The 23,706-nt window shown below is 43.7% G+C and carries 22 protein-coding genes, 3 pseudogenes and 1 riboswitch; of the genes and pseudogenes, 10 read left to right on the forward strand and 15 right to left on the reverse strand.

All coding sequences use genetic code 11. The features are described from left to right. Positions 1 to 139: 139 nt before the first annotated feature. Together ATG71_RS20005 and ATG71_RS20010 are read left to right on the forward strand one after the other, a co-directional pair. A complete protein-coding gene (locus tag ATG71_RS20005; RefSeq protein ID WP_098441172.1) occupies positions 140 to 2,200 on the forward strand; it encodes a sigma-54 interaction domain-containing protein in 2,061 nt (686 codons plus the stop codon). Positions 2,201 to 2,545: 345 nt separating this feature from the next. Then, positions 2,546 to 3,064 (forward strand): universal stress protein, encoded by a 519-nt coding sequence (locus ATG71_RS20010; RefSeq protein ID WP_179886589.1) that lies wholly within the window; start codon positions 2,546 to 2,548, stop codon positions 3,062 to 3,064. A gap of 61 nt (positions 3,065 to 3,125) precedes the next feature. Here ATG71_RS20010 and ATG71_RS20015 read toward each other — a convergent pair whose 3' ends face one another. Further along, the gene (locus ATG71_RS20015) at positions 3,126 to 3,578 is read right to left on the reverse strand and encodes a helix-turn-helix transcriptional regulator (RefSeq protein WP_098441174.1); all 453 of its coding nucleotides are present in this window, start codon (positions 3,576 to 3,578) and stop codon (positions 3,126 to 3,128) included. Between the two features lie 197 nt (positions 3,579 to 3,775). Between ATG71_RS20015 and ATG71_RS24115 the strand changes: the two are divergent. Continuing rightward, positions 3,776 to 4,246, forward strand: a pseudogene (locus ATG71_RS24115) (deoxyribodipyrimidine photo-lyase); the annotation flags it as partial. 75 nt (positions 4,247 to 4,321) lie between these two features. Next, positions 4,322 to 4,904, forward strand: a pseudogene (locus tag ATG71_RS24120) (FAD-binding domain-containing protein); the annotation flags it as partial. Positions 4,905 to 4,950: 46 nt separating this feature from the next. On the opposite strand, the gene putP reads toward ATG71_RS24120, so the two are convergent. The 3 genes from putP to ATG71_RS20035 form a co-directional block, all read right to left on the reverse strand. Continuing rightward, complete coding sequence (gene putP / locus ATG71_RS20025) at positions 4,951 to 6,426, reverse strand: sodium/proline symporter PutP (RefSeq protein WP_098441175.1); 1,476 nt, start codon at positions 6,424 to 6,426, stop codon at positions 4,951 to 4,953. A 374-nt stretch (positions 6,427 to 6,800) separates the two neighbouring features. Then, positions 6,801 to 7,364, reverse strand: coding sequence for an NAD(P)H oxidoreductase (locus ATG71_RS20030; protein ID WP_098441176.1), 564 nt, complete (start codon positions 7,362 to 7,364; stop codon positions 6,801 to 6,803). Between the two features lie 215 nt (positions 7,365 to 7,579). Further along, positions 7,580 to 8,824, reverse strand: a complete 1,245-nt coding sequence (locus ATG71_RS20035) for a dicarboxylate/amino acid:cation symporter (RefSeq protein ID WP_098441177.1) — start codon at positions 8,822 to 8,824, stop codon at positions 7,580 to 7,582. A gap of 372 nt (positions 8,825 to 9,196) precedes the next feature. Between ATG71_RS20035 and ATG71_RS20040 the strand changes: the two genes are divergently transcribed. Further along, entirely contained in the window at positions 9,197 to 9,625 is a 429-nt protein-coding gene (locus ATG71_RS20040) for a low molecular weight phosphatase family protein (protein ID WP_098441178.1), read from the forward strand. A 46-nt stretch (positions 9,626 to 9,671) separates the two neighbouring features. Here ATG71_RS20040 and splB read toward each other — a convergent pair whose 3' ends face one another. From splB to ATG71_RS20075, 7 genes are all read right to left on the reverse strand, one after another. Continuing rightward, positions 9,672 to 10,700, reverse strand: coding sequence for a spore photoproduct lyase (splB, locus tag ATG71_RS20045; protein WP_098441179.1), 1,029 nt, complete (start codon positions 10,698 to 10,700; stop codon positions 9,672 to 9,674). A gap of 12 nt (positions 10,701 to 10,712) precedes the next feature. Continuing rightward, on the reverse strand, positions 10,713 to 10,958 hold the full coding sequence (locus ATG71_RS20050; RefSeq protein WP_098441180.1) for a transcriptional regulator SplA domain-containing protein: 246 nt from the start codon (positions 10,956 to 10,958) through the stop codon (positions 10,713 to 10,715). A gap of 158 nt (positions 10,959 to 11,116) precedes the next feature. Continuing rightward, entirely contained in the window at positions 11,117 to 11,854 is a 738-nt protein-coding gene (locus tag ATG71_RS20055; RefSeq protein ID WP_098441181.1) for an ABC transporter ATP-binding protein, read from the reverse strand. A gap of 1 nt (position 11,855) precedes the next feature. After that, positions 11,856 to 12,617: an ABC transporter permease gene (locus ATG71_RS20060; RefSeq protein WP_098441182.1), complete on the reverse strand. Its 762-nt coding sequence runs from the start codon at positions 12,615 to 12,617 to the stop codon at positions 11,856 to 11,858. Beyond that, positions 12,614 to 12,907, reverse strand: coding sequence for a thiamine-binding protein (locus ATG71_RS20065; protein WP_034763192.1), 294 nt, complete (start codon positions 12,905 to 12,907; stop codon positions 12,614 to 12,616). The genes ATG71_RS20060 and ATG71_RS20065 overlap by 4 nt, the downstream gene beginning before the upstream one ends. Before the next feature lie 12 nt (positions 12,908 to 12,919). Continuing rightward, complete coding sequence (locus ATG71_RS20070) at positions 12,920 to 13,906, reverse strand: ABC transporter substrate-binding protein (RefSeq protein ID WP_098441183.1); 987 nt, start codon at positions 13,904 to 13,906, stop codon at positions 12,920 to 12,922. 167 nt (positions 13,907 to 14,073) lie between these two features. Then, a riboswitch (TPP riboswitch) is annotated at positions 14,074 to 14,183 on the reverse strand. 49 nt (positions 14,184 to 14,232) lie between these two features. Next, a complete protein-coding gene (locus ATG71_RS20075) occupies positions 14,233 to 15,156 on the reverse strand; it encodes a phosphotransferase enzyme family protein (protein WP_098441184.1) in 924 nt (307 codons plus the stop codon). An 86-nt stretch (positions 15,157 to 15,242) separates the two neighbouring features. Here ATG71_RS20075 and ATG71_RS20080 point away from each other — a divergent pair, with 86 nt between their 5' ends. Further along, entirely contained in the window at positions 15,243 to 16,145 is a 903-nt protein-coding gene (locus tag ATG71_RS20080; protein ID WP_098441185.1) for an aldo/keto reductase, read from the forward strand. Between the two features lie 45 nt (positions 16,146 to 16,190). On the opposite strand, the gene ATG71_RS20085 is transcribed toward ATG71_RS20080, so the two are convergent. The 3 genes from ATG71_RS20085 to ATG71_RS20095 all read right to left on the reverse strand — a co-directional run bounded on the left by ATG71_RS20085 (position 16,191) and on the right by ATG71_RS20095 (position 17,915). Continuing rightward, positions 16,191 to 16,376: a Fur-regulated basic protein FbpA gene (locus ATG71_RS20085; RefSeq protein WP_142953500.1), complete on the reverse strand. Its 186-nt coding sequence runs from the start codon at positions 16,374 to 16,376 to the stop codon at positions 16,191 to 16,193. A 136-nt stretch (positions 16,377 to 16,512) separates the two neighbouring features. Next, positions 16,513 to 17,406 (reverse strand): cation diffusion facilitator family transporter, encoded by an 894-nt coding sequence (locus ATG71_RS20090; RefSeq protein WP_098441187.1) that lies wholly within the window; start codon positions 17,404 to 17,406, stop codon positions 16,513 to 16,515. A gap of 179 nt (positions 17,407 to 17,585) precedes the next feature. Continuing rightward, on the reverse strand, positions 17,586 to 17,915 hold the full coding sequence (locus ATG71_RS20095; RefSeq protein WP_098441188.1) for a hypothetical protein: 330 nt from the start codon (positions 17,913 to 17,915) through the stop codon (positions 17,586 to 17,588). A gap of 302 nt (positions 17,916 to 18,217) precedes the next feature. Between ATG71_RS20095 and ATG71_RS20100 the strand changes: the two genes are divergently transcribed. The 3 genes and pseudogenes from ATG71_RS20100 to ATG71_RS20110 all read left to right on the forward strand — a co-directional run bounded on the left by ATG71_RS20100 (position 18,218) and on the right by ATG71_RS20110 (position 21,155). Then, positions 18,218 to 19,543 carry a hemolysin family protein gene (locus tag ATG71_RS20100; RefSeq protein ID WP_098441189.1) on the forward strand — a complete coding sequence of 442 codons (1,326 nt, stop codon included), beginning with the start codon at positions 18,218 to 18,220 and terminating at the stop codon, positions 19,541 to 19,543. 132 nt (positions 19,544 to 19,675) lie between these two features. Continuing rightward, a pseudogene (locus tag ATG71_RS20105) lies at positions 19,676 to 20,360 on the forward strand (hypothetical protein). Between the two features lie 18 nt (positions 20,361 to 20,378). Further along, complete coding sequence (locus ATG71_RS20110; RefSeq protein ID WP_098441190.1) at positions 20,379 to 21,155, forward strand: 3-hydroxybutyrate dehydrogenase; 777 nt, start codon at positions 20,379 to 20,381, stop codon at positions 21,153 to 21,155. Positions 21,156 to 21,197: 42 nt separating this feature from the next. Here the strand turns inward: ATG71_RS20110 and ATG71_RS20115 are convergent, their stop codons facing one another. Further along, positions 21,198 to 22,805 (reverse strand): SLC13 family permease, encoded by a 1,608-nt coding sequence (locus tag ATG71_RS20115; protein ID WP_098441191.1) that lies wholly within the window; start codon positions 22,803 to 22,805, stop codon positions 21,198 to 21,200. 193 nt (positions 22,806 to 22,998) lie between these two features. On the opposite strand from ATG71_RS20115, the gene ATG71_RS20120 reads away from it, so the two are divergent. Continuing rightward, complete coding sequence (locus tag ATG71_RS20120) at positions 22,999 to 23,655, forward strand: YczE/YyaS/YitT family protein (protein ID WP_098441192.1); 657 nt, start codon at positions 22,999 to 23,001, stop codon at positions 23,653 to 23,655. Positions 23,656 to 23,706: the final 51 nt, after the last annotated feature.

Genomic DNA, 23,706 nt, shown 5'->3' on the forward strand with positions numbered 1-23,706 from the left:
ATATCCTACATTTTCTTACATGCAAGTTCCATGCCAATCCATTATTATCTGAAAATACAAACTTCAATCCCGCTAATGGTTGAAATAGGTTAGAATATAGATAACCAAAAACCTTTTGTTAACCATAAGGAGGATTCAAATGAAACGTGAATTAATTCTATTAGCCGGCACAAAGGAAACAGAGAGAGCCCTGAAGGAACAGTTACAGTCCGTTTTTGGCGAACTGATCCATATTACCAGTTATGCCTGTGATGAGGGGATTGCATCCTTTTTCACAAATGAGCTGATTGTATATTCTTCTGCGCTGATCGACCCTGAAGTACAGGAATATATCGATTTCGATTCCTGTACCATCATCAAAGCACGCCGCACGGTGAACTACGAATACATAGACCGTATATTTGAGTTACCTCCCGGAAAGAAGATCCTTTATGTGAATGATTTCATCGAGACGGCCCAAGAAGCCGTCGCCACTCTGAAACGTCTCGGGATTGATCATGTGGACTATATTCCCTACTCCCCATCAGGAGGAGGGAATATGAAACAAATTGATACCGCTGTTTCTCCAGGGGAGATGGCAAGCATCCCCTCTTCCATTTCCCAAAAAATCGATATAGGCGTCAGACTGATTGATTTGAATACAATCATGAAAATCATCCATCACTTTCAGTTATCAGAGAGATTGACCTTTGATATCACAGATCGTTATACAAGGAAAATCATCGAGCTCAGCCAAAAGCTCGGTGCCATCAACCGTCGAGCCAAAACATTAAACAAATTTTTAAATAAAGTGGTCGATGGAGTTAACGACGGGATCCTCGCCTTTCAGGAGGATGGGGAAATCACCGTCTTCAATGAAGTGCTCGAAAGAATGATCGGGATCACCGCCGCTCACGCTAAGGGTAAGAAATTGAGCAGGGTGTTTAAAAACATCGAACTTAATCATTTTCTGACCTCGGAGCAGGATGAAGATTTGGAATACTTCACCCTTCGACAGCAGAATGTCATGGTATATCGTTTCCGTTTGGAAGCTGAGGGTGTCATTGTCGCTACTTTCAAAGATATGGAAGAGACCATTGAAATGGAGAAAGTGCGGAAACGCGAGCTGCAACGAAGGGGTTATATCGCTAAGTATACATTCGACAGCATATTAGGGAACAGCCATCTTATTAACGACACAAAGTTGATTGCAGAAAAACTCGCAATAAGCGAGCTGCCGGTATTGATTTACGGTGAGACAGGGACTGGGAAAGAGCTGTTTTCCAGCGCCATGCACAATGATTCTTCACGGAAGAACAGTCCATACCTCGCTGTTAACTGCAGCGCCTTGCCGGAAGACCTATTGGAAAGTGAATTATTCGGTTATGAGGAAGGAGCCTTTACGGGGGCGAAAAAGGGCGGCAAAAAGGGCTTATTCGAACAAGCCGATGGAGGCACCCTGTTCCTTGATGAAATAGGTGATATCAGCTTAAAGCTTCAGGCGAGACTCCTAAGGGTCCTTCAGGAAATGGAAATCAGAAGAATCGGAGGAAACAAAAATATCCCGGTGGATGTTCGGATCATCGCTGCTACAAACAAGGATCTTCAAGCCTTAATCATTAAAGGTACGCTCCGGGAAGACCTCTATCATCGATTAAAAGTGTTATCCTTACAGCTTCCAAGCCTCAGGGAAAGAAGTGAAGATATCCCCCTCCTTATCGAACACTTCCTCGGTATGGAGCATAGTAAAATCACCACGATCGACCGCGGCGTATTGGAAGCCATGAAGAAAGCTCCGTGGAAGGGAAATATCCGGGAACTAAAAAATACACTCCTATATATGATGACCGTCGCCGGGCACAACAGGCTGACACTCCAAGAATTACCGAGAAATGATCATAATTTCACTGATATAGAGCAAACTAACGGTACCTATTCTCCATCGGGAATCACCATGTCTAAATCCCAGGAGTATATCAACATTCTGACAGCATTAAAGGGATTCTTTGGAAACGGAGAGAGGGCAAGCAGGGAAAAGATCCATTCTTCCCTCCAACAAAGTCCGACCCCGCTCTCCGTTCAACAGATCAGGACAAGATTGAGTGAATTACAGGATTTAGGATACGTTTCCATTCAAAGAGGGAGAATCGGAACTGAAATAACACCTGCAGGAGTAAATTGGCTAAACGAAAAGAGGGAGAATGTTTTAACCAGTCGATAACGGGGTATCTTACCTTTAACCGGTTAGATACAAAAAACATTCTTCACGATACAATAAGTCGAGGTGATTTTCATGGTACGTACGATCTTAATGGTCATTGGCGCAATTGTTGTTATTGGCTGGATCATCAGCATGCTTTAAGCGAGACCCTATCAGCCAAACATTATTCTTGCAATTATTTGAGTTATATTATTGAAAGCGAAGGAGCAGAATGGATCTTCCCCCCATTCTGCTCCTTATTTTTATTTCAGAATAATCCACACCCTATCTCGGGAATTTGCCGAAGAAGATTAAAAATTCTTTAAACGGGTAAACAACAGGTATCCCAATGTTGAGGTGATTAACGTGTATAGACATATTCTATTAGCTTACGATGAAACAGATGGCAGTAAAAAAGCATTAGACGAAGTATCGAAATTAATGAAAAGTTCCATAGACTCTAAACTGACCGTGCTTCATATTTCAGACGAAAAGACAGCGAATGAACCCCGTGACAATTTCACACCGACTCATGCACTCGCTGATACGTCACCTGGTTTCGATAACCAGTACATGGGGAATTTATCGGTTTCCCCTGACAACAAAGTCCGTGACGAAGACAGGCATGAAATCAAGACACCTTCTTCCACTCACCCGTATTTAGTAAATGCAAGGGAAAAACTTTCCCCTCTTGGAGTGGATGCCAACTACATTCACCTGTCAGGGTCAGAAGCGAAACGCATTTGTGAATACGCCAAGGAAATACAGGCAGACCTGGTTGTCGTTGGTAGCAGCGGAAAATCCGGCATGAAAAAATGGGTACTCGGAAGTGTAAGCGAAAAAGTCACACAAGACTGTGAATCCAGTGTCCTGGTGGTAAAGTAAACCATCAACAAAGAGGAGGGACGGACCTTGAAAGGTCCGTCCCTCCTCTTTATTATGTATCCTAATCAACCGTTAATTCATCCAACCGTTTACGGCTGCTTTCCTCATCAAAGCTGCTATAGATCCGGTAATCCTCTGCATCGAGTATCCGATAATGTTTGCTGAACAGATTTTGTTGAAGAATGTATTCGTCGGTCTTTTTGATATCCTTCCACCAAATCTTTCCACCAAGTGTCTTTTCCTTCCGATAATCAATGCCTTCCCGGGCGATGGTCTCGATGACTTCGAGTGGTTCTCCACCAAGACTGGTCATCAACGTTTCACTATCCTTGAATAATGCACAAATCGCGACCGCTGCGGTCCAGCTGGCCATCACCCTACCCTTTTCAATCTGCACGAGAGTTTTTTTCGATAGCCCTATGACTGTAGCCATCTTATCCTGCGTATACCCCGCCTCTGTCCGTACCAACCTTAGTTTATCAGAGATGATTAATATGATTTCTTCTTTTGTCATGGTTTCACACCTTAATTGTTTATAGTGTAATATTACACCTATATCATACCTGTTTTCAATCCCAATCAAACATCTTTTATCCAACCCATTGAATTTTGAATACCAATCTATGATTCATTATACTTCTACTTAGAATACGTTAAATAATTTACGTAACCATGTGCTGAAACCAGCATCATTTCAAAGGAGGAATCAAGGTGAAGGATCCCATCATCGTTCTGATCAGGGAGGACTTACGGATTCATGATCACCCTGCTCTCTATGCAGCTTGCCAGGAAGGGAACGTGATCCCCCTTTATATATTGGATGAGGAAGCCCCCCTAGGCGAAGCAAAGAAGTGGTGGCTGCACCGGAATATCGAGACCTACCAACATACCCTTCAATCGATTAACGGCAGACTATGGCTTGATAAAGGGAACGTGGAAGAAGTCCTTTCCCAATGGGTGAAGAACACAAATGCAAAAGCTGTTTACTGGAATCGGATATACGCCCCTGACATTTACCAAAGGGATCGTACGATGGCCGAGTCCTTATCTTCTCAAGGAATCCAAATCAAAACGTTCGAGGGAACCCTTCTTATGCCCCCTTGGAAAATCAAAAAGGATGACGGTACTCCATATAAGGTGTATTCAGCTTATTACCGATCACTCAGGAAAGAAGAAGTCCCTAAACCCCTTCCAGCGCTTAAACGGATGGAAGTTCCACATCTTCAAGACGTTGGAATGGTCCTGAACGATTTGGATCTCCTCCCCTCCATCCCCTGGTATCACATGATGGAAAGCATATGGGACCCTGGTGAAGAAGCTAAATTCAAAAGAATGAACTCATTCCTCACTAAAAGATTAGATGATTATTCTGAAGGTAGAGATTTCCCGGGCATGGGACTGCATTCCACCCTGTCCCCCTATTTGGCTCTCGGGGTCATTTCCGTCAGGAGAATCTATCATACCCTCCTCGATATGGAGAATAAGCCCATGGCAGAGGGGAGCAGAATGGTTTCTTGATACCCTGATTGACGCAGACCTTGCCAACAACTCAATGGGGTGGCAGTGGGTGGCAGGCTCAGGATTTGATGCCGCACCTTACTTCCGCATCTTTAATCCGACCCTTCAAAGTGAAAAGTTTGATGAAGAAGGGATATATATACGGATGTGGGTCCCTGAACTAAGCCGACTCCCAAATCGATATATACACAAACCCTCAGACGCTCCCGAAGATGTGCTGAAAAAAGCAAACATTACCCTTGGAACGGATTATCCATATCCGCTCGTTGATCACAAAGCAGCCAGAAATAGAGCATTGGCCCACTTTGAGGAAATAAAATAATGCAAAGGAAAGGACCCGAAACGAGCGTATCGGGTCCTTTTTTAGATCATTGGTATTCTTTTAGGCGCACCTTAACCGTTTCGAACTCTTCCTGTACTTCTTTCGCTGGAGGGTTACCCACAAAACTGAAGATCAAGATCGCGATGGTCGCGAAGATGAATCCCGGCAGGAGCTCATACACATCGAAGAGTCCTCCAGACAACTGCTTCCATACAATGACCGTTACTGCACCCGTGATCATACCTGCAAGGGCACCATTACGTGTCATGCGTTTCCAGAATAAGCTCAAGATCACGACCGGTCCAAAGGCAGCACCGAAACCAGCCCATGCATAACTGACTAACTCAAGCACTTTACTATCGCGGTCATATCCAAGGAAAATGGCCAGGATGGCAATGACCACTACCGAAATACGACCAACCAATACTTCTTCTTTTTGGCTTGCTTCTTTTCGGAAAATGGCTTTATAGAAATCCTGAGCCAGGGCACTTGATGAAACAAGAAGCTGTGAATCCACTGTGCTCATGATCGCTGATAGAATGGCTGCAAGTAAGAAACCTGCTACCCATGGATTGAATAATACTTGCGAGAACATGATGAACACCGTTTCTGAGTTTTCCAACGGTGAATCAGCGAAATACGCAATACCTGAGAAACCGATGAAGATGGCTCCGAATAGGGAGACGATCATCCATACCATACCAATCAAGCGTGCTTTAGGTATTTCTCTCGTTGATTTAATACCCATAAAACGTACAATGATATGAGGCTGTCCAAAATAACCCAAGCCCCATGCGAGAAGCGATACGACTGAAACAAACGTCGCTCCCGTGTAGACATTCAAGTAAGATGGATCGATGCTTGATACGGCACTTACCGTTGCATCCCAGCCGCCAATTTCGGAAATGGCTACAACCGGAATGATGATCAAAGCAAGGAACATCAGGATCCCCTGAATGAAGTCCGTCCAGCTGGCTGCAAGGAATCCGCCAAAGAACGTATAAGACAGGATGACCCCTGCACCAACCCATAAAGCTAATCGGTAATCCATATTGAATGATTCTTCAAGTAAGATTGCTCCACCCACTAAACTCGATGAAGTGTAAAACGTAAAGAAGATCAGGATGATGATAGCAGAGAACACTCGAAGAATTTTGCTTGAATCATGAAAACGATTTTCAAAGAAATCAGGTACTGTGATCGAATCATTCGCCACTTCCGTGTAAACCCGGAATGGCTTTGCAACGAATTGCCAATTCAAGTACGCACCTACTGATAGACCAATCGCTAACCAGATTGATCCCATACCACTGGCATAAACGGCACCCGGCAGACCCAGCATCAACCAACCACTCATGTCGGAAGAACCTGCACTCAAGGCAGCTACACCGGCAGTCAATCGCCTGCCCCCAAGCACATAGTCGGATAAATTACTGGTTAACTTAGCTGCCATGTAACCGATAATACCCATTCCAATTAAATAAATAATAATCGATGTTAACGTTTGAATATTAATATCCATAATCTACTCCTTTGTTTTTTCTGTAAATAAAGTAATGATTGATAAAATGATCAATGTTGGCATCGGAATTAATAACCATAACCAGGTTCCCAATGTTAATTCTTCACCCATATCACGTACCTCCTCCTTATGCATTTAAGTGTATTTTTTATACACTTATTTTTTCAATGTTCATTTCCCGGCTGTTATAGACACAAGAATTATCATACCATAAACGAGAATTTTTTAAAGTCATCTGCTCCTTACAGGGATAAATACATGAATAAATATACGTTAATATTCGATATATTTGTCTTATATCAAATATTACTCAATATTTATTCACAAAAAATTATTTTAATTTATTGAAAAACAGTACTTTTTTCTCACCCTAATCAAAATAACGTACCAAGCAGATACGCTTTATTCATAGTTTTTTCATAATCGAATTTTTTATCCCTGTCCATTGTGTCAAAAAAGATCTCCACTTCCTTGTCAATGACTCCCATCTTTTCTGAAATTCCCTTTATTAGTTGATGTCTCAATGATTCATCATGACCATTAGAAATAAACTCCTCTTTCGTTTCACCTGCGAGCCCGACCCAAAGAACCTTCTGAGGATTGACTTGAGTGAATGCCGGATATGTAAAGACTCGATCAATATACCCTTTCATGATAGCTGGTAAACCATACCACCAGATAGGGAACACAAAGATCAAGGCGTCATACCGCTTTAATTTCTTCCTTTCCTTCTCAACAATATAGGAGGGTTTCCCTTTCGCAGGGTTTTCCCACTCTTCTTCACCCTTTTCATCAAGCAGGGGATTGAATTCCTCCCTGTACAAATCTAAAATGGATGACTTATATTCTTTGTCATGCAGACCTTTCTGAATATGCTTTGTAATGGAAAACGTGAGGGAATTCGTTCGCGGATGGGCAACAATCATCAGTACTTTCAAGAAAAACAACTCCTTAAATAGACTTCAGTGATTACTGTGCGGCTTTCATTATTCAGGATAACATACCCGATTTCTCACCAAGTCCGTCTCCTTTAATTTGTCGAATGTGCATGTAGAACATACATACCCAATACGACCCGCTCCTTTTTACAAAAAAAAGATGAAATCGAGTTGATTTCACCTTTTTTTCTTGCCACATGACGATGAGTGGACGTTTATGATTCGCCCCTTTGGATCTTAATGGTCCGTTTTTTCTCTGACTCGGATACAAACAGGGCACATGCAGCATCACCAGAGATATTAATGGATGTGCGCGCCATATCCAACAGACGGTCAATTCCAAGGATCAAACCGATCCCTTCGACAGGAAGATTGACACTGCTTAAGACCATGGCCAGGAGAATTAACCCGACTCCCGGTACACCTGCTGTACCGATACTTGCAAGTACAGCCGTGAGGACGACGGTAATCAGCTGTTCCATGGATAAATCCACATTGTATACCTGAGAGATGAACACCGTGGCCACCCCTTGCATGATGGCCGTACCATCCATGTTAATCGTGGCTCCCAGGGGCTGTACGAAGGAGCTGACCGACTTTGAGACACCCAGTCGCTGCTGGGCAACGTCCATTGAAATCGGGAGGGTCGCATTACTGCTGGATGTACTGAACCCGACACTCATGGCAGGACTGAAATTCTTAAAGAACCAAATCGGGTTTTTCTTTGCGAGTAAGAAAATCGTACCGCCGTACGTAATCATTGCATGAACAAGTAAAGCCGCCAATACGACTACAAAATAAAGCCACATTGCTTTCAGGGCACTTGAACCCTGACTTCCGATTGCCGAAGCAATCAATCCAAATGTTCCGTATGGAGCAAATTTCATCACAAGGGTCACGAGATACATCATCAGGTCGTTTCCTTGCTCCACAAGTTTAAGGATTCCTTTCGTCTTATCACCCAGAGCCGTCAATCCAAATCCGATGAAGATGGCAAATGCGATGATCTGGAGCATATTGCCCTCGGTCATGGCCGTTAAAGGGTTTTTAGGGATGATGTTCATAAGTGTTTCGCCTACAGGAGGGGCCTTTTCTGTTTTAAAGCCCTCTGATTGGGAGGCATCGATTCCCTCTACCAATCCAGGATCGATGATGTATGCCAGAGTCAAACCGATCACAATGGCGATACAGGTAGTCAGTAAAAAGTAAACGATCGTCTTCAATCCGATTCTTCCAAGCTTCTTCGGGTCTCCTAATCCTGCCGATCCAAGGACGATGGAAAGAAAAACGATCGGCACGACAAGCATACTGATCAAGTTGAGGAAAATCTTGCCCAGAGGTGTGAACAGATAAGGATCTAATATATCGAATAAATCTTTTGCAAATATGTTCAGAATCAATCCTACTACGGCCCCTAATATCAAGGCTGTAATAATCTTTGTTGTCAAATTAAATTTCATAGATGTACCTCCCTATAATTCTCCAAATAGTATAAAGATATTACCCTCATATCATTTTTATAAAACCAAAAATATTTAGAACTTTTAACGAATGAATTTCTCTTTTGTCATCCCCCGGCTGCCTTGTTCGTTCAAGAACTTCATTCTCCTTTCCCCATTATACTGATTTTTTATAAAATGAAAGAAGGTTAACAGAGATTCACATCAAATTTACTAGTTTTACGGATTGGGTTTTCATAATTTCAGGCAGTTCAATGAATCCATTCTACTAAGAAAACCCTTCCAAAAATTTCTTTTCGCATTTCATGGATTATCTTTTACGTGATTGGGTAAATAGTAATAACAGCATGAAATAGAAAGGAACATACGATTATGAATAAAACCGTCTATTTTCTTTCAAGTAGTCAACAGCGCAGCTTGATGGCTGAGGGCTGGGCAGAGAAGCTCGAAGTGTCGGATTGGTCATTTAAAAGTGCCGGATGGGTTGCTGACAGTCGTGCTGAATTCAGCGTTCTGGCAATGAAGGAATTATGTATTGATATCAGTTCATTTCCTCTTTCCCGCATTGAAATGAAGGAACTTGGCGAGGCCTCGGTTATCGTTGCGATTCAGGATACAGAGTATGATGATAAGATGGAACTCCCCTCTGAATTAGAAGAAAAAGTCATCTATTGGAATTTACCGAATCCACGAAAGCGGTCTGCGACATTGATTGAAGAATGGGTACACTATCAGGAAATTTGTGACGAAATTGCTATGCGGGTAAAGGATTTGGAACATTTACTTCCACAATTACATTAAGAGGACTGATTACAACAGAACGTTTCATGTAATCAGTCCCTTTTTTTTACGTAAAATACTCAAGCTTTGCTTTCGGGAAATGCTTCTCCATATAAGCATACAGATGATCTTTGATTTCCTGCTCTTCATCCTTCTGGTAAATATACTTACCGATTCCGTATTTCCCCCATTTGTATCGACGTTCTTCTTCATTTAATTCAAGCTTCGTCATCGGGTAATTCTTCTCGATCACCCTTTTAGCCGGCTTCGTAAAACGGTGCTGGATAAATTCGAATGTTAAATCCTTCTTTGCTTCTTCAGGAAGGTGGGCTTCAAGGTGTTCGAACATTTGCTTATACCCTTCCTGCCATCCTTCATGTATATAGATGGGCGCCACGATAAAACCCAATGGATACCCTGCCCTGGCCACCTTACCGGCTGCTTCCAACCTTTTATCCAACGGGGATGTACCCGGTTCAAAATTCTTGATGACATAGTCTGCGTTGATGCTGAAGCGGAATCTTGTCTTCCCATTGTGTCTCGCATCCAGCAAATGATCAACGTGATGAAATTTGGTTACGAAGCGTAACTTCCCATACTCCGATTCACCAAAATGCTCAATCGCGCGCTTTAGCGTATGGGTGAGATGGTCTACGCCGACGATATCAGACGTACAAGCTGCTTCAAAACGCGTGAAATCAGGTGCCCTTTCCTCTATATACCGATCTGCCGCCTCAAATATTTCATCTACATTCACGTACGTGCGAATATAGGGTTTACTGCCCATCGTGGTTTGAAGATAGCAATAATGGCAGTGACCCATACACCCTGTCGCAAACGGGATGGCATACTCTGCTGACGGCTTGGAGGTATCGAACTTCAACGTTTTCCGCACGCCTACCACTAACGTTGATTTGGCAATCCTGTATTTTTGAAAATGATTATCCCCAGGCAGATTTCGCACCTGATTGTGGGAAGTGGTATATCGAATTTCAACATCCATCTTCTCAAACTTTTCCTTTAATTGCTTCCCTAATGGGTAATCCAGTGCATTAGGTTCAAAATAGACCAATTGAGGCACGAACGGTTTCACCATATTCTTTCCCTCCTATAGGTCTCCAAATGATTGTGAATAAGCCTCTTCTGCTTCTGCTTCTGTAGAATAGACGGCTACTTCATGTGTTAACGGATAATAGGTTTCATAAAGAAATAATGCTAATTCGGTTGGGTTTTCCGGATCGTGCACAACCGCTGCTTCCTGTATATTGGCTACACTTTGCGTATGTGGGTTGCGGTAAATCACGTATACAACATCGCCAGCTTGATATGGCGTATAGTGATCGTTCAATTCCATTTTTCTCACCTTTTCCTATCATTCATTACGTTCATTTTCTGTCAATACAGATCGAAATATGATGGTAAAAGATGTTTAATTAGCATGCAGGTAAAAAAAAAGAAAACTCCTCCCTCAAATTTGCGGGAGAAGTTTTCGCTGCGAACAGGTCGAATGGATTACACATACTGAGACAATTCTTCAAAAATATCCGTTTTCCATTTCAGGAACTCTTCGGTCAGAAGGATTTCTTTGTCACGCGGCCGCGGGAATGGTACCTTGAACTCCTTTTGCACACGTGCAGGCCTGGTCGATAACACTATGATACGATCAGACAAGAAGAGGGCTTCGTCGATATTATGGGTGACAAACAGGACCGAACTTAAGTCTTCCTCCCATATGGAAAGGAGCCACCTCTGCATGTCCAATCGCGTAAATTCGTCAAGGGCTGAAAATGGTTCATCCAGGCATAAAAAGGATTGGGGACTGACCAGTGCACGTATAAATGCGACGCGCTGTTTCATCCCCCCTGAAAGATCTTCAGGGTAAGCGTCCTCATAGCCCTTCAAACCGGCCCGCTCAATCATCCCCATTGCCATTTCCTTATCCCTCTTTCCGTGCAACTCCTGACCAAGCATTACATTCTCGATCACCGTCCTCCACGGTAAGAGGGACGGACTTTGTGGCATATAGCTGATGGACCCTCTACGACCATTTATCGACTCTCCATCGAGCTTAATATCTCCTGAATCCGGTGCGAATAATCCACCGATCACGTGAAATAACGTACTTTTCCCACTTCCTGAAGGGCCAAGGATGGAAACGAATTCACCTTCCCCTACTTGAATGGAAAGATCATCGAGAATCAATTCACCATCAAAGGATTTGGACATATTTTGGATCGATAACGTCGTCATGTTATTTGTCCTCCTTTCGATTCCACTTCACCATGATTTTTTCTAATAGTACGATGAGTCCAAAGAACAACAGGCTGAGGAGCATGATCATGAAAATGGCGACAAAAACCCTGTCGGTCCTGAAGGAAGAGGATGCAAGTGTCATATAGACGCCAATTCCTTTTTGAGCCCCCAGCCACTCCGAAATGACCGCACCCATCACACTATAGGTCGCGGAAATTTTCAAACCGGAGAAGATGGAGGGCAATGCATGGGGCCACTCCACTTTCCGGAAAATCTGTCCTTTGGTTGCACCGGACATTTTCATATAAAGAATGTACTCTCCATTTGTCTGCCTGAATCCTTCCATCGCCGAAACCGCCACAGGAAAGAAACAAATCAAGGTAATGACGATGATTTTGGGCAGGAGTCCGAATCCGAACCAAATGACAAGGAGAGGGGCCAAGACAATGATGGGTATATTCTGAGACAGGATCATGAGGGGATAGACCGCTTCCCTTACCTTAGGGAGGAGATGCAGTACCACCGCTGTCCCGAGCCCGATTGAACAGCCAATCGCAAACCCTGCGATCGTCAGAAATGCCGTTGATGAGAAATGCCCCTTGAACTCGGACCACGAAGCGATTCCTTCTTCCCATATCTCTGAAGGTGATGGCATCAGCCAGGCTGGCACTTCAAATAGTTTAATGGCCACTTCCCAAATGATGAATAAAAGGATGAGGACCAAGAAGGGTCTCCATCCTTTTGAAATCCAAGTTCTCATCCTTTATATTTCTCCGTTAAATCGTTCATTTCGATCCCATCCGGCTGGTATAATACTTTGATCTGTGAAATGACGTTTTTGCTTCCTATTTCAATCATCCGTTCATTCATCTGTTCAATCACCTTGAATAATTGTGACAGATCCCCCTCCATCGTCGTTTCCAACGGATGGACTTCATATCGTACTCCCGATTTTTCAATGATTGCGATCGCTTCATCCACATACGGAATCACATCTTCACCGTTCTTTGTCTTCGGGATGATTTGTATACTTACAAGTGCGTTCCCCATTTTGTTCACCTCTTATTTTGGTAAGAATTCGTTCGTGAATGCTTTCTTGCTTTCGAGTTTCTTATCTAATAAACCATTTTCATACATCCATGACGCATAGTTTTCCCAGACTTCCAGTTTCTGCTCTCCCCAACGGTCAGCATCATCTTTATATTTGGGTGCGAGCCATTCCTGACTCTTCATGACTAATTCTTTATCAAGATCTGGAGCTGCATCTAATAGAATCTCCCCCGCTTCTTTCGGGTTGTCTATCGTGTATTGATACCCTTTGGAAGCTGCTGCCATGAATGACTTGACCGTTTCAGGATCTGAATCGATCATTTTTTCATTTGTTGTGAGGACTGGCGTGTAGTAATCCAGTTTATCTGAATAATCCTTGACATACATCATGTTCAACTCTTCACCGCGGAGTTCAGCTTCAATTCCTGTCCATCCATAATAAATCCAGGCAAAGTCTACGTCGCGGTTAACGGCAGTAAAGAAATCGGTGTCTCCCATGTTGATGAAATTCACTTTTTCCACATCCGCGTTCTCTTGCTTCATGATTGAATCCATAACGGCTTTTTCCACGGGTGACCCCCAGCCGCCATAGCTTTTCCCTTCGAAATCCTTTGGTTTTGTAATACCCTTACTCTTCGGGGAAGCAAACCCCGACGTATTATGCTGAATGATGGCAGCTATGGATACGATGGGTACATCCTGGACCCTCGCTTGAGTGACACCTTCCTGATATCCAACTCCGAACTCGGCTTTCCCCGATGCTACGAGCTGATCGGCACCCGCTTCCCCGGGAAGGATGATGTCTACATCCAGACCCTGATCCTTGAAGTAGCCTTTTTCTTTCGCTACATATAATCCCGTGTGGTTGGTGTTCGGTGTCCAGTCGAGTACGACATTTACTTTTTTAAGATGGTCCTTCTTCTCATCGGCTGCATCCTCTCCACCGTTACAGGCGGATAAAAGAAGTACAGAGCAGATGAGGAATATCCATTTTTTCATGGTGATTCCTCCTTCGATCTTTTGCGGTCGTAACGTTTCATTCCTATATTCTTCGCTTATTCTGGAAAATGAATGTAAACCAATGGCAGTTGAAGCGCAAAGTACGGGATACCACAAAAAAACGCCCCAAGCTTCAGCCGTAGGACGCATCGTTAAACAAGTTATGTATCGTTTAAGAGAATGTTTCCTACGCTGGTATCAGCCAGTTCAGGTTCAAAGGGTCAGTATCTAAAGGATACAATCTCAACCGGCCACTCCGGTCCCCCTACACGTGGAATATGAAATTAAACGTTATCTTCCTCCCTACTTTGCCATAGAATGAAACGTTATTCAAGCTTTTCCTTCTCATATTGAAAGACTCCATAAAATTGAGCGGATGCAAACAGTTCCTCGATGAAATCCATACACGAAGCACCAGCTTCTGAATATCCCTGATGATAGGTAAAAAAGGCAAATTGCAGGAGAAAGAGTATGACTATGGACGGCAAGATCCTTTTCTCTCCTGCATTCAAAGGGTCACGCCCCTCATATCCTTTCATAAAAGCCAGGATCCATTTCATTGAATCATCTTTTTTCTCTTCCGGGACTGCTTTGAGCATACCTGCGAGGAAGTAGCCGATGTCCGTAATCCGGGGTGCCGTCCGGATTCGTTCAAAATCAATGATCCCGCACACTTCTCCTCCCTGCATCAAAATATTTCCCGGATTGTAGTCGCTATGAAGGAATTGATGGGGTAAACACTCATAGGGAGGCCCCCACCCCTTCATCTTTGATAAGATCCGTTGCCCCCTTCTGCCGATCGATTCATGTTCAAGCTCCTTCACCCATTCTGTTACATGCCTTTCAATCTCCCAGACCTTCGTTTCATAATGACATCGATAGTCTTTAAGGATGAGATGAAGGGCTGCAAGGTATGCTCCTGCATTTGTCAGGGAGACGATAGAAAATCCCTTCATGGGCTTTCCTTCAAGGGCCTCATAAAGAGAATACACGTGTTCTCCTTCTTTTACATACGGAAGTTGTGAGGAAGTTATTATAGGAGATTCAACGTTCAGGTGATGGCTCATTAAATAAGAGGTTAGATAGAGTTCCTCCATTCGATTTTCAATGGAAGAATACTCTCTTCTTTTCAAATAGAAGGTCTTTCCTTCTGCCTTTACTTCCGTAACATCCGGATGAAGAAGAAGCGGTTTCATGGAAGTGGGATCCATTCCCCAATGACGCACAATATCATGAAGAGGTTCAATCATTTCTATTTCCTTTCAATACGTAGTAATATACATGTAGTATGACTTTGAAAGAATATCTACATACCATATGAAGAGAGGTTTCACCTATGCAAAGAATACAAATGACAGAAGACTTATCATTCTCGAGGATCATTCATGGATTATGGAGACTATCAGACTGGCAGCAGTCCAAGGGAGATACGTTATCATTGATTCAACACAATATTGAAAATGGAATCACAACGTTTGACCATGCCGATATATATGGTTCTTATACGTGCGAAACCTTATTCGGTGAGGCGCTTGCCCTCCAACCATCCTTGCGGGAGAAGATGGAGATCGTTACAAAATGCGGCATTGTCCTGCCTTCTGACAATCGCCCGGACCATAAGACGCATCACTACAACACAAGTAAAAAACATATTCTCTCCTCCGTTGAACATTCTCTCCGACAATTAAAGACGGATTACATTGATCTATTGTTGATTCACAGACCGGATCCTTTCATGAACGGCGAAGAGGTAGCTGCAGCCTTCACTCAATTAAAAGAAGAAGGGAAAGTCCGTCATTTTGGAGTATCCAACTTTAAAGAACATCAGTGGAATATGCTTCAATCTTATTTACCGTTTCCATTGATTACTAACCAGATTGAGCTATCCGCCTATCACCTGGAGAACTTTGAAGACGGCACGTTAAACCTCTGTCAGGAAAAGCGTGTGGCTCCCATGGCCTGGTCACCACTGGCAGGAGGGGCGATCTTCAAAGGGGAAGATGAGAAAGCGGTCCGCCTTCAACATACATTGAAGAAAGTTCAGGAGGAAACAGAAGCGAAGGGGATCGACCAGGTTCTGTATGCGTGGCTGCTTAACCATCCGGCCAACATCATGCCGATCGTCGGTTCAGGTAAAAAAGAACGGATTCAGCATGCAATCGACTCTCTTTCCATCCAATTGAACCATGATCAATGGTTTGAAATCCTGCAGACGTCCATGGGACATGATGTTCCTTAAAGCGCACATGAAAAAAGACGATCCTTTCTTTAAAGGGTCGTCTTTTTATTGAGCTATATCTCCACCAACATAATATTCGAGGTACACATCCTGCAATTCATCCATTGAAAGTTCATAGAGCTGCTTACCGAACGATTTATAGACGCCGATCCTCAATAATTGTTGTATATAAAAGTCTTTTTTTAATTCGGGTGTTTTGTTATGTTCTGATTTCGTTTCTTGATGTAGCATGTTCATCCCTCCAGTTGAGGATATACCCCAATCATGGAGAGACATAAACATTCGTTTTGCATTTTTCTTGAATCAACTTTTTAAAAACCCCGTCTCTGCACTCACAAAAGGGGTACTGCATCATATTACCAACTGATCATGTACAACTATGATGATGTCCCTCAAGAACGTTTTCCCCTTCCACTTGGATGGTAGAGTGATGAATGCCAAACTCATCTTCCAGAAAAGCTGACAGCTGTACTAAAATCCCATCCCGATTCACTTCATCCCCTACGACGACATGGCAGCTTAACGCTTTAAAATCCGAAGTGATGGACCATACATGAAGATCATGGACTTCCCTTACCCCCGGTATTTGGGACAGGCTCTTGGACACCTTTTCCATATCAACATCACCAGGAGAACCTTCCATTAAGATATGAATGGAATCCTTTGTCACCCTCCATCCGGAGATGACAATAAGAATCGCTACGATGACAGAAGCAATCGGGTCTGCCAGATTCCAATCAAAGAAGTAAATGAGAAGACCCGCTATGATGGCCCCGACTGATCCGAGCATATCCCCCAGTACATGAAGGAACGCACTGCGGACATTCAAGTTATGTTCGTTGTCCCCTTTCATCAGGATCCAGGCGACAATGATGTTCACGATCAAACCGATTACCGCGATGATCATCATGCCGGGTGATACAGTGGGAGTGTCGATGAAGCGCCGGTAAGCTTCCCAGAAAATATAAAGGGAAACAAGGATCAGGGTGATCCCGTTCAGAAAGGCAGCTACGATTTCAAAACGTTTGTACCCGTAGGTCTTACCCATATCCGACGCCTTCTCCCCTATATAGAAAGCGGCCAGACTTAAGCCAAGTGCCGCTGCATCACTGAGCATATGCCCTGCATCTGAAAGAAGGGCGAGACTATTTGTCACCACTCCCCCCACCACTTCAACAATCATAAAAGTAAAAATGAAAAGAAAGCTGATTAATAATGCTTTTTTATTTTGGTTGTGGCCATGACTGTGATCGTGACCCATGTGTTATCCCTCACTTTCGATTTATTCTTCTATGTACATGAATACTATTTACTATTATACGTACCGTCGCTCACGTTAAGCAAAGATCTGGTACACACGCCATGACCAGGAAGGCTCCTGATGCCGGTCTTTGAACATATAAAAACCCCGGAAACTCAATCCAGGGCTAGCTTGAAGGATTAATTTTGTTGTAGCTTTTTACGATCCCGCTTCATGAAGAGGTCAAGTGTTACCCAGAACACGACGGATGTAATGGCGAAGATGGCGATGGCGAAGTAGATGTCTTCTGTTTTCCAGTCTAATCGGGGAATAAGCAGACCCAATACACCTGATAATATATAGTAGCCTCCAATTAATTGCAGGTATAGCCGTCCTGTTTGGGATTGAAGGTTTTCAAGATACCCTTTTCCTGCTTTGCCGAAGAAAATGGCTACTCCTCTTAAAATGATATAAACCGAAAAGGCAATGATAAGGGATACAACAAACTCTTGATTAAAAACGTCTGCCATGATCGTCCTCCTTTCCAACTATCCACTGTGTCGAATCCTAAATGATTGTATTGTTCATAAATATTCACTATGATGAAAACATGAATCTTTCCGGTTAATCGTTATAGTTCAGAATAACCCAATCCGCGTTGCATTTCAATGACAATGGATAGGAATGTAATACGTTAAAAGGATATACTCAATGCAAGTGGATTTCAAGTGGCATTCGGCCCTCAAATCTTACGTTATCATGACTATTTTTATACAGGAGGTGATGGAAGCGAAAGAAAGGGACAACTTCCCGTTCTTTTGACTTCTACAACTTGGATATTTTAATTAATTTACTACTTGTCGCCCTGCTGATCGGATTGACAGCGTTCTTCGTCGCTTCTGAATTTGCCATTGTGAAAGTAAGGGGTTCGAGAATCGATCAGTTGGTCTCTGAAGGAAATCAAACCGCTGTTGCTGCGAAAAGGGTCATTTCCCATCTGGACGAATACCTTTCTGCCTGTCAGCTGGGGATTACCATCACCTCTCTTGGACTAGGGTGGTTAGGAGAACCAACTATTGAAACGCTTCTTCACCCACTATTTGAAAAGTTTGAATTAAATCCGTCCATTTCAAGCATCATTTCATTTGCAGTGGCTTTTTCGGTCATTACCTTTTTGCATGTGGTGATAGGGGAATTGGCTCCGAAGACATTCGCCATTCAGAAAGCAGAAAGAATCACATTATTATTTGCGAAGCCGCTGATCTGGTTCTACCGGATTGCGTATCCATTTATTTGGACCTTGAATAGTTCAGCACGAGTGTTTACAGGCATGTTCGGTTTGAAACCGGCCTCAGAGCATGAAATCGCCCATTCGGAAGAAGAGCTCCGAATCATTCTTTCCGATAGCTATAAGAGTGGTGAAATCAACTCTTCCGAATTCAAGTATGTGAATAAGATATTTGAATTCGACGAGCGCATCGCCAAGGAAATCATGGTCCCCCGGACAAACATTGTGACTCTATCCGCAGGATCTACCATTGATGAAGTATTATGGGTCATTAAGGAAGAACGGTATACGAGATACCCTGTCGTGGATGGGGATAAGGACAATATCCTTGGGGTCGTGAATGTGAAGGAACTCTTAACGACCCTCGTGAATCATAAAAGCGAGCATGAAGACGTGACCTCCTTCATTAAGCCCGTCATCCGCGTCATTGAAACCATCCCGATTAAAGCTCTGCTCCTCAAGTTGCAAAAGGAACGCTCCCCGATGGCCGTCCTTCTTGATGAATATGGAGGAACGGCAGGCCTGGTTACGGTGGAGGACATCATCGAAGAAATCGTCGGTGAAATCCGGGATGAATTTGATATCGATGAAATTCCTGAAGTCCAGAAGATAAAAGAAGATCATTATATTTTCGACGCCGTCATGCTCATTGAAGATGTGAATGACCTTCTGGGCATCTCGATTGAAGAGGAGGAAGTGGATACAATCGGAGGATGGTTCCTCACTCAAAAATATGAAGTCAAGCCTGAAGATAAGATCGAGGAACAAGGATATTGCTTTAAAGTCAAAGAAATCGACGGCCACCATATTCAGTACCTGGAAGTCACCAAAATGAGAAAGAACACGTCTGAAACGAACGAGTCTCGCTAAGAGCCCGTTCGTTTTTTTCTGCTCCTCATGATTTCCGTAAAGAATAAATCTTTTCAAAAAATGGAAAAATAAGCGGAAATATATAGTTAAGAGGTGAATTATGACTAGCATCATTGTTGATTAATCCTGCTTATGGTTTTAGCGTATCTCGGCTGGTCGATCATCTGGATCGCGCCGCTGGTTGCAGGTTTGGTTGCGCTAATGAGCGGTCTCGATCTGCTTCCGGCTTATACAGAAACGTATATGAACGGATTTGTGGACTTCGCAAAACAAAACCTTTGTATTAGGAGCTTTCACTTTTACCATGACCGCAATCCCTGGTACACCACAGATCCAGAACCTGATCCCGATCGCTTACTTCAATACATCACCTACCGCCGCTCCCATCATTGGAATTACCGGGGGATTAATTATGGCGGTTGGAGGGTACTTTTATTTAAGATGGCGCCAAAAGCAGTTCACGAGTAAGGGGGATGTTTTCACCGAACCCAAAGGCGGGAATGATGTGAAAAAGATTGAAGAATCGGAGCTTCCGAACTTCTACCTATCGTTTCTGCCCCTTGTCATCGTCGTCGTTAAATTGAATGTGTTCAAGTGGAACATCCTTAATGCCCTTCTTGTCGGAATACTTTCAATATTACTCATTATCTCTTCCGGTGCATCGATCCTCCCTCATAATGGTGCTCTACTGACCCTATTTGCCGTAACAGGACTTACTCATAAAGATTCATACTTAGATGTTGCCGTTGTCGGTCTGCTTATTCCGACAATCGCGGAAATTGTCTCAATCATCCTAGCCAACATGGGAATTTACTAATTTGAGGAGGAAATGAAAATGGTCGATGATAAAGTGGTATTTATTACTGGTGCTGCAAGAGGGATCGGATATGAAATCGGGGAACACTTTGCCCAAAACGGTGCAAAGGTCGTTCTGTCCGACATCAATCAGGAAGGATTGGATGAAGCGGTTGATGAACTAAAAAGCAGAGGTTTCGAATGCCTTGGCATTAAATGCGACGTAACGAGTGAAGAAGACGTGAAGGCAGGAATTGATAAGACCGTAGATCACTACGGACGAATCGATGTCCTGATCAATAACGCAGGGCTTCAACATGTTTCACCCATAGAGGACTTCCCGATTGAAAAGTTCGAACTATTAATTAAAATCATGCTGACCGCCCCATTCATCGCAACAAAATTTGCTTTCCCACATATGAAAAAGCAGAAGTTCGGTCGGATCATCAATATGGCATCCATCAATGGCCTGATAGGTTTTGCAGGAAAAGCTGCCTATAATAGCGCGAAGCATGGAGTCATCGGGTTGACAAAAGTATCGGCCTTAGAGGGTGCTGAACACGGGATTACAGTCAATGCCATGTGCCCTGGTTACGTGGATACCCCCCTTGTCCGTAACCAGCTGAAAGATATCTCCACCACCCGTGGTGTTGAACTTGAAAAAGTATTGGAGGATGTCATTTATCCCCTTGTTCCACAAAAACGATTGCTGTCAGTAGAAGAAATTGCTGACTACACCATCTTCCTTGCAAGTGACAAAGCAAAGGGCGTAACCGGTCAAGCCGTTGTGTTGGATGGTGGATATACAGCCCAGTAATTCAGCACAGAAAAATGGATCAAAAACCTGATCCGATTTTTTTTACTTTAAATGGTCAGGAAATGCACCTAGGTCCACTCCCCACACGAGGGGCATCACAAAATAAATCAATAGGGTGATAAACACAATACTAATTAAATTCAACCAGACCCCCGCTTTCACCATATCCCCCATTTTGATATAGCCAGACCCGAAGACAACGGCGTTCGGAGGTGTGGCAACCGGCAGCATGAACGCACAGGATGCAGCAAGCCCGGCGGCCACCATCAGACTATAGGGGTGAACATCCAAAGCAGCAGCCAAGGCTGCCATAATCGGAAACATCATCGTGGCCGTAGCCGTATTGGACGTGATTTCCGTCAGGAAAATGACAAAAGTGGTCACAGCTGCAAGGATGATAATGAAGGAAACCCCATCAAAGACCGTCAACTGCTTTCCAATCCATTCTGCCAAGCCTGTTTCCTTGAATCCTTTGGCAATGGCGAGTCCTCCCCCGAATAGAAGCAGGATACCCCATGGCAGCTTTTTCGCATCGTCCCAGTTGATCAATCTTGCCTCTTTTCTTCCTGGAAGAAGGAAGAGGACAAGTGCCCCCGTCATGGCAATGATCGTGTCATCTAAAGCAGGGATCCACTGATTCAATAAGAAGGAGCGTGTGATCCAGCAAAGGGCAGTGACCGTAAAGACAGTGAGAACGAGCTTTTCCTCAAATGAAATGCGCCCGAGGGAGCGATTTTCCTTTTCTACGAATTGCCTTCCCCCCGGCAATTCTTTTATTTTCAAAGGAAATGCCACTTTAATGAGATACCACCACGTTACGACGAGGAGAATGGCTGCAAGAGGGACTCCAAAGAGCATCCATTTGGCAAAGGAGAAGTCAATACCATAGAGCTGTTTCACGACTGCAGCGAATATGGTGTTCGGAGGCGTTCCGATTAATGTCCCTAATCCTCCGATCGATGCACTATAGGCAATTCCCAGCATGATGACTTTACTGAAGTGCCCCGTTCTATTCGCTCCCTCCTTCTTTATGCTTTCATTCACCTGGTAAATCACGGCGGTTCCGATCGGCAGCATCATCATGGCCGTTGCCGTGTTCGAAATCCACATGGACAGAAACCCCGTAGCAAGCATGAACCCAAGGACAATCCGTTCTGTACTCGTCCCAATCAGCAGAATGATGTTCATGGCGATTCGTTTATGTAAATTCCATTTTTCCATGGCAATCGCGATGATGAACCCGCCCATAAACAAAAAGATGGTCCCATCCCCATAAGCAGATGTGACATCCCCTGACTGCAGTGCCCCGGTAACAGGAAACAGGATGATCGGCAGAAGGGATGTAGCCGGTATCGGGATCGCTTCCGTTATCCACCAAATCGCAATCCAGACTGTTCCCGCAAGGACTCCCACTGCTTCTTTGGACAATCCTTCAGGTGAAAAGAACAGGATGATGAGAAAGAATAATACCGGCCCTAAAATAAGCCCGATTCTTTTCCCGGGATTTGCAGTCGGTTCCGGAGAACGATCCGTCTGCACCCCTCCATTTACCCCAGCTGAAGTACTTCCTGATGTGAAAAACCTGAACGTCTCCAATACATCAGCATGCCACTCCCATAGCGTTTTCCAAGCATACTTAACGGTTTGCATCTTATTCCCCCTTTTCTTGTGATACTAGTCCATACCCCTCGAAGAAACCGGTATAAACAAGAATGAACCACAATTTGTCAGTTTGACTCATCCCTCCTTATAAACAGAATGAAAAAAGGACCATTTCATCATAAAGCGTTTCATTGTAAAATAATGTTAGAGTAGAGATGACGATCAGATAAAAGGAGAAAAGATGAAAATTTATTGGCAAATAGGCTATTTTGTAATCGGGTTACTCATTTTCAGCTATGGGATCAGCATGTCCATTAAAGTCCAATACTTAGGCATCCACCCATGGGATGTATTAAATATCGCCCTGTTCGACAAGTTCGGGCTGACCATCGGAACGTGGAATATCATTGTCGGTGCCACTCTCATAGGAGGCACGCTTATCTTGAAAGGGAAATACATTCAAATCGGAACCATCCTGAATGGAGTGATGGTCGGCATGCTCGTTGACTTTTTTCTTTTTTATGATTTGCTTCCTCCACAAACGGGTCCGGTTATGGACATCCTGATTCTCCTGTCTGCCATTCTGTTGATGGGGGTTGGAGGCGGGTTGTATTCTGCTGCCCATCTTGGAACCGGTCCAAGGGATGGATTTATGCTCACCATTTCAGACCTGACCAATCTTTCCATCAGCAGAGTCCGGATCCTATGCGAGTGCACCGTCTTACTGATCGGACTGCTCCTCTCCGGTCCCGTCTTCGTTTTCACATTTATTTATACGTTCATCCAAAGTCCCATCTTTCAAAAATCGTTTCTATACTTCACCGAAAGACTTCATACCCGGTTTCCGGATAGAAGCCAAGAAAAGCGGAGGCGGCTTGGTCAGAGGCGACAAGCATAAGCTAAATGGACCCAGAAAAAACGGAGGGGGCTGAATCAATAAAGGACAAAC

Origin of the sequence: Bacillus sp. es.034, assembly GCF_002563655.1 — a bacterium.
Lineage (GTDB): Bacteria > Bacillota > Bacilli > Bacillales > Bacillaceae_B > Rossellomorea.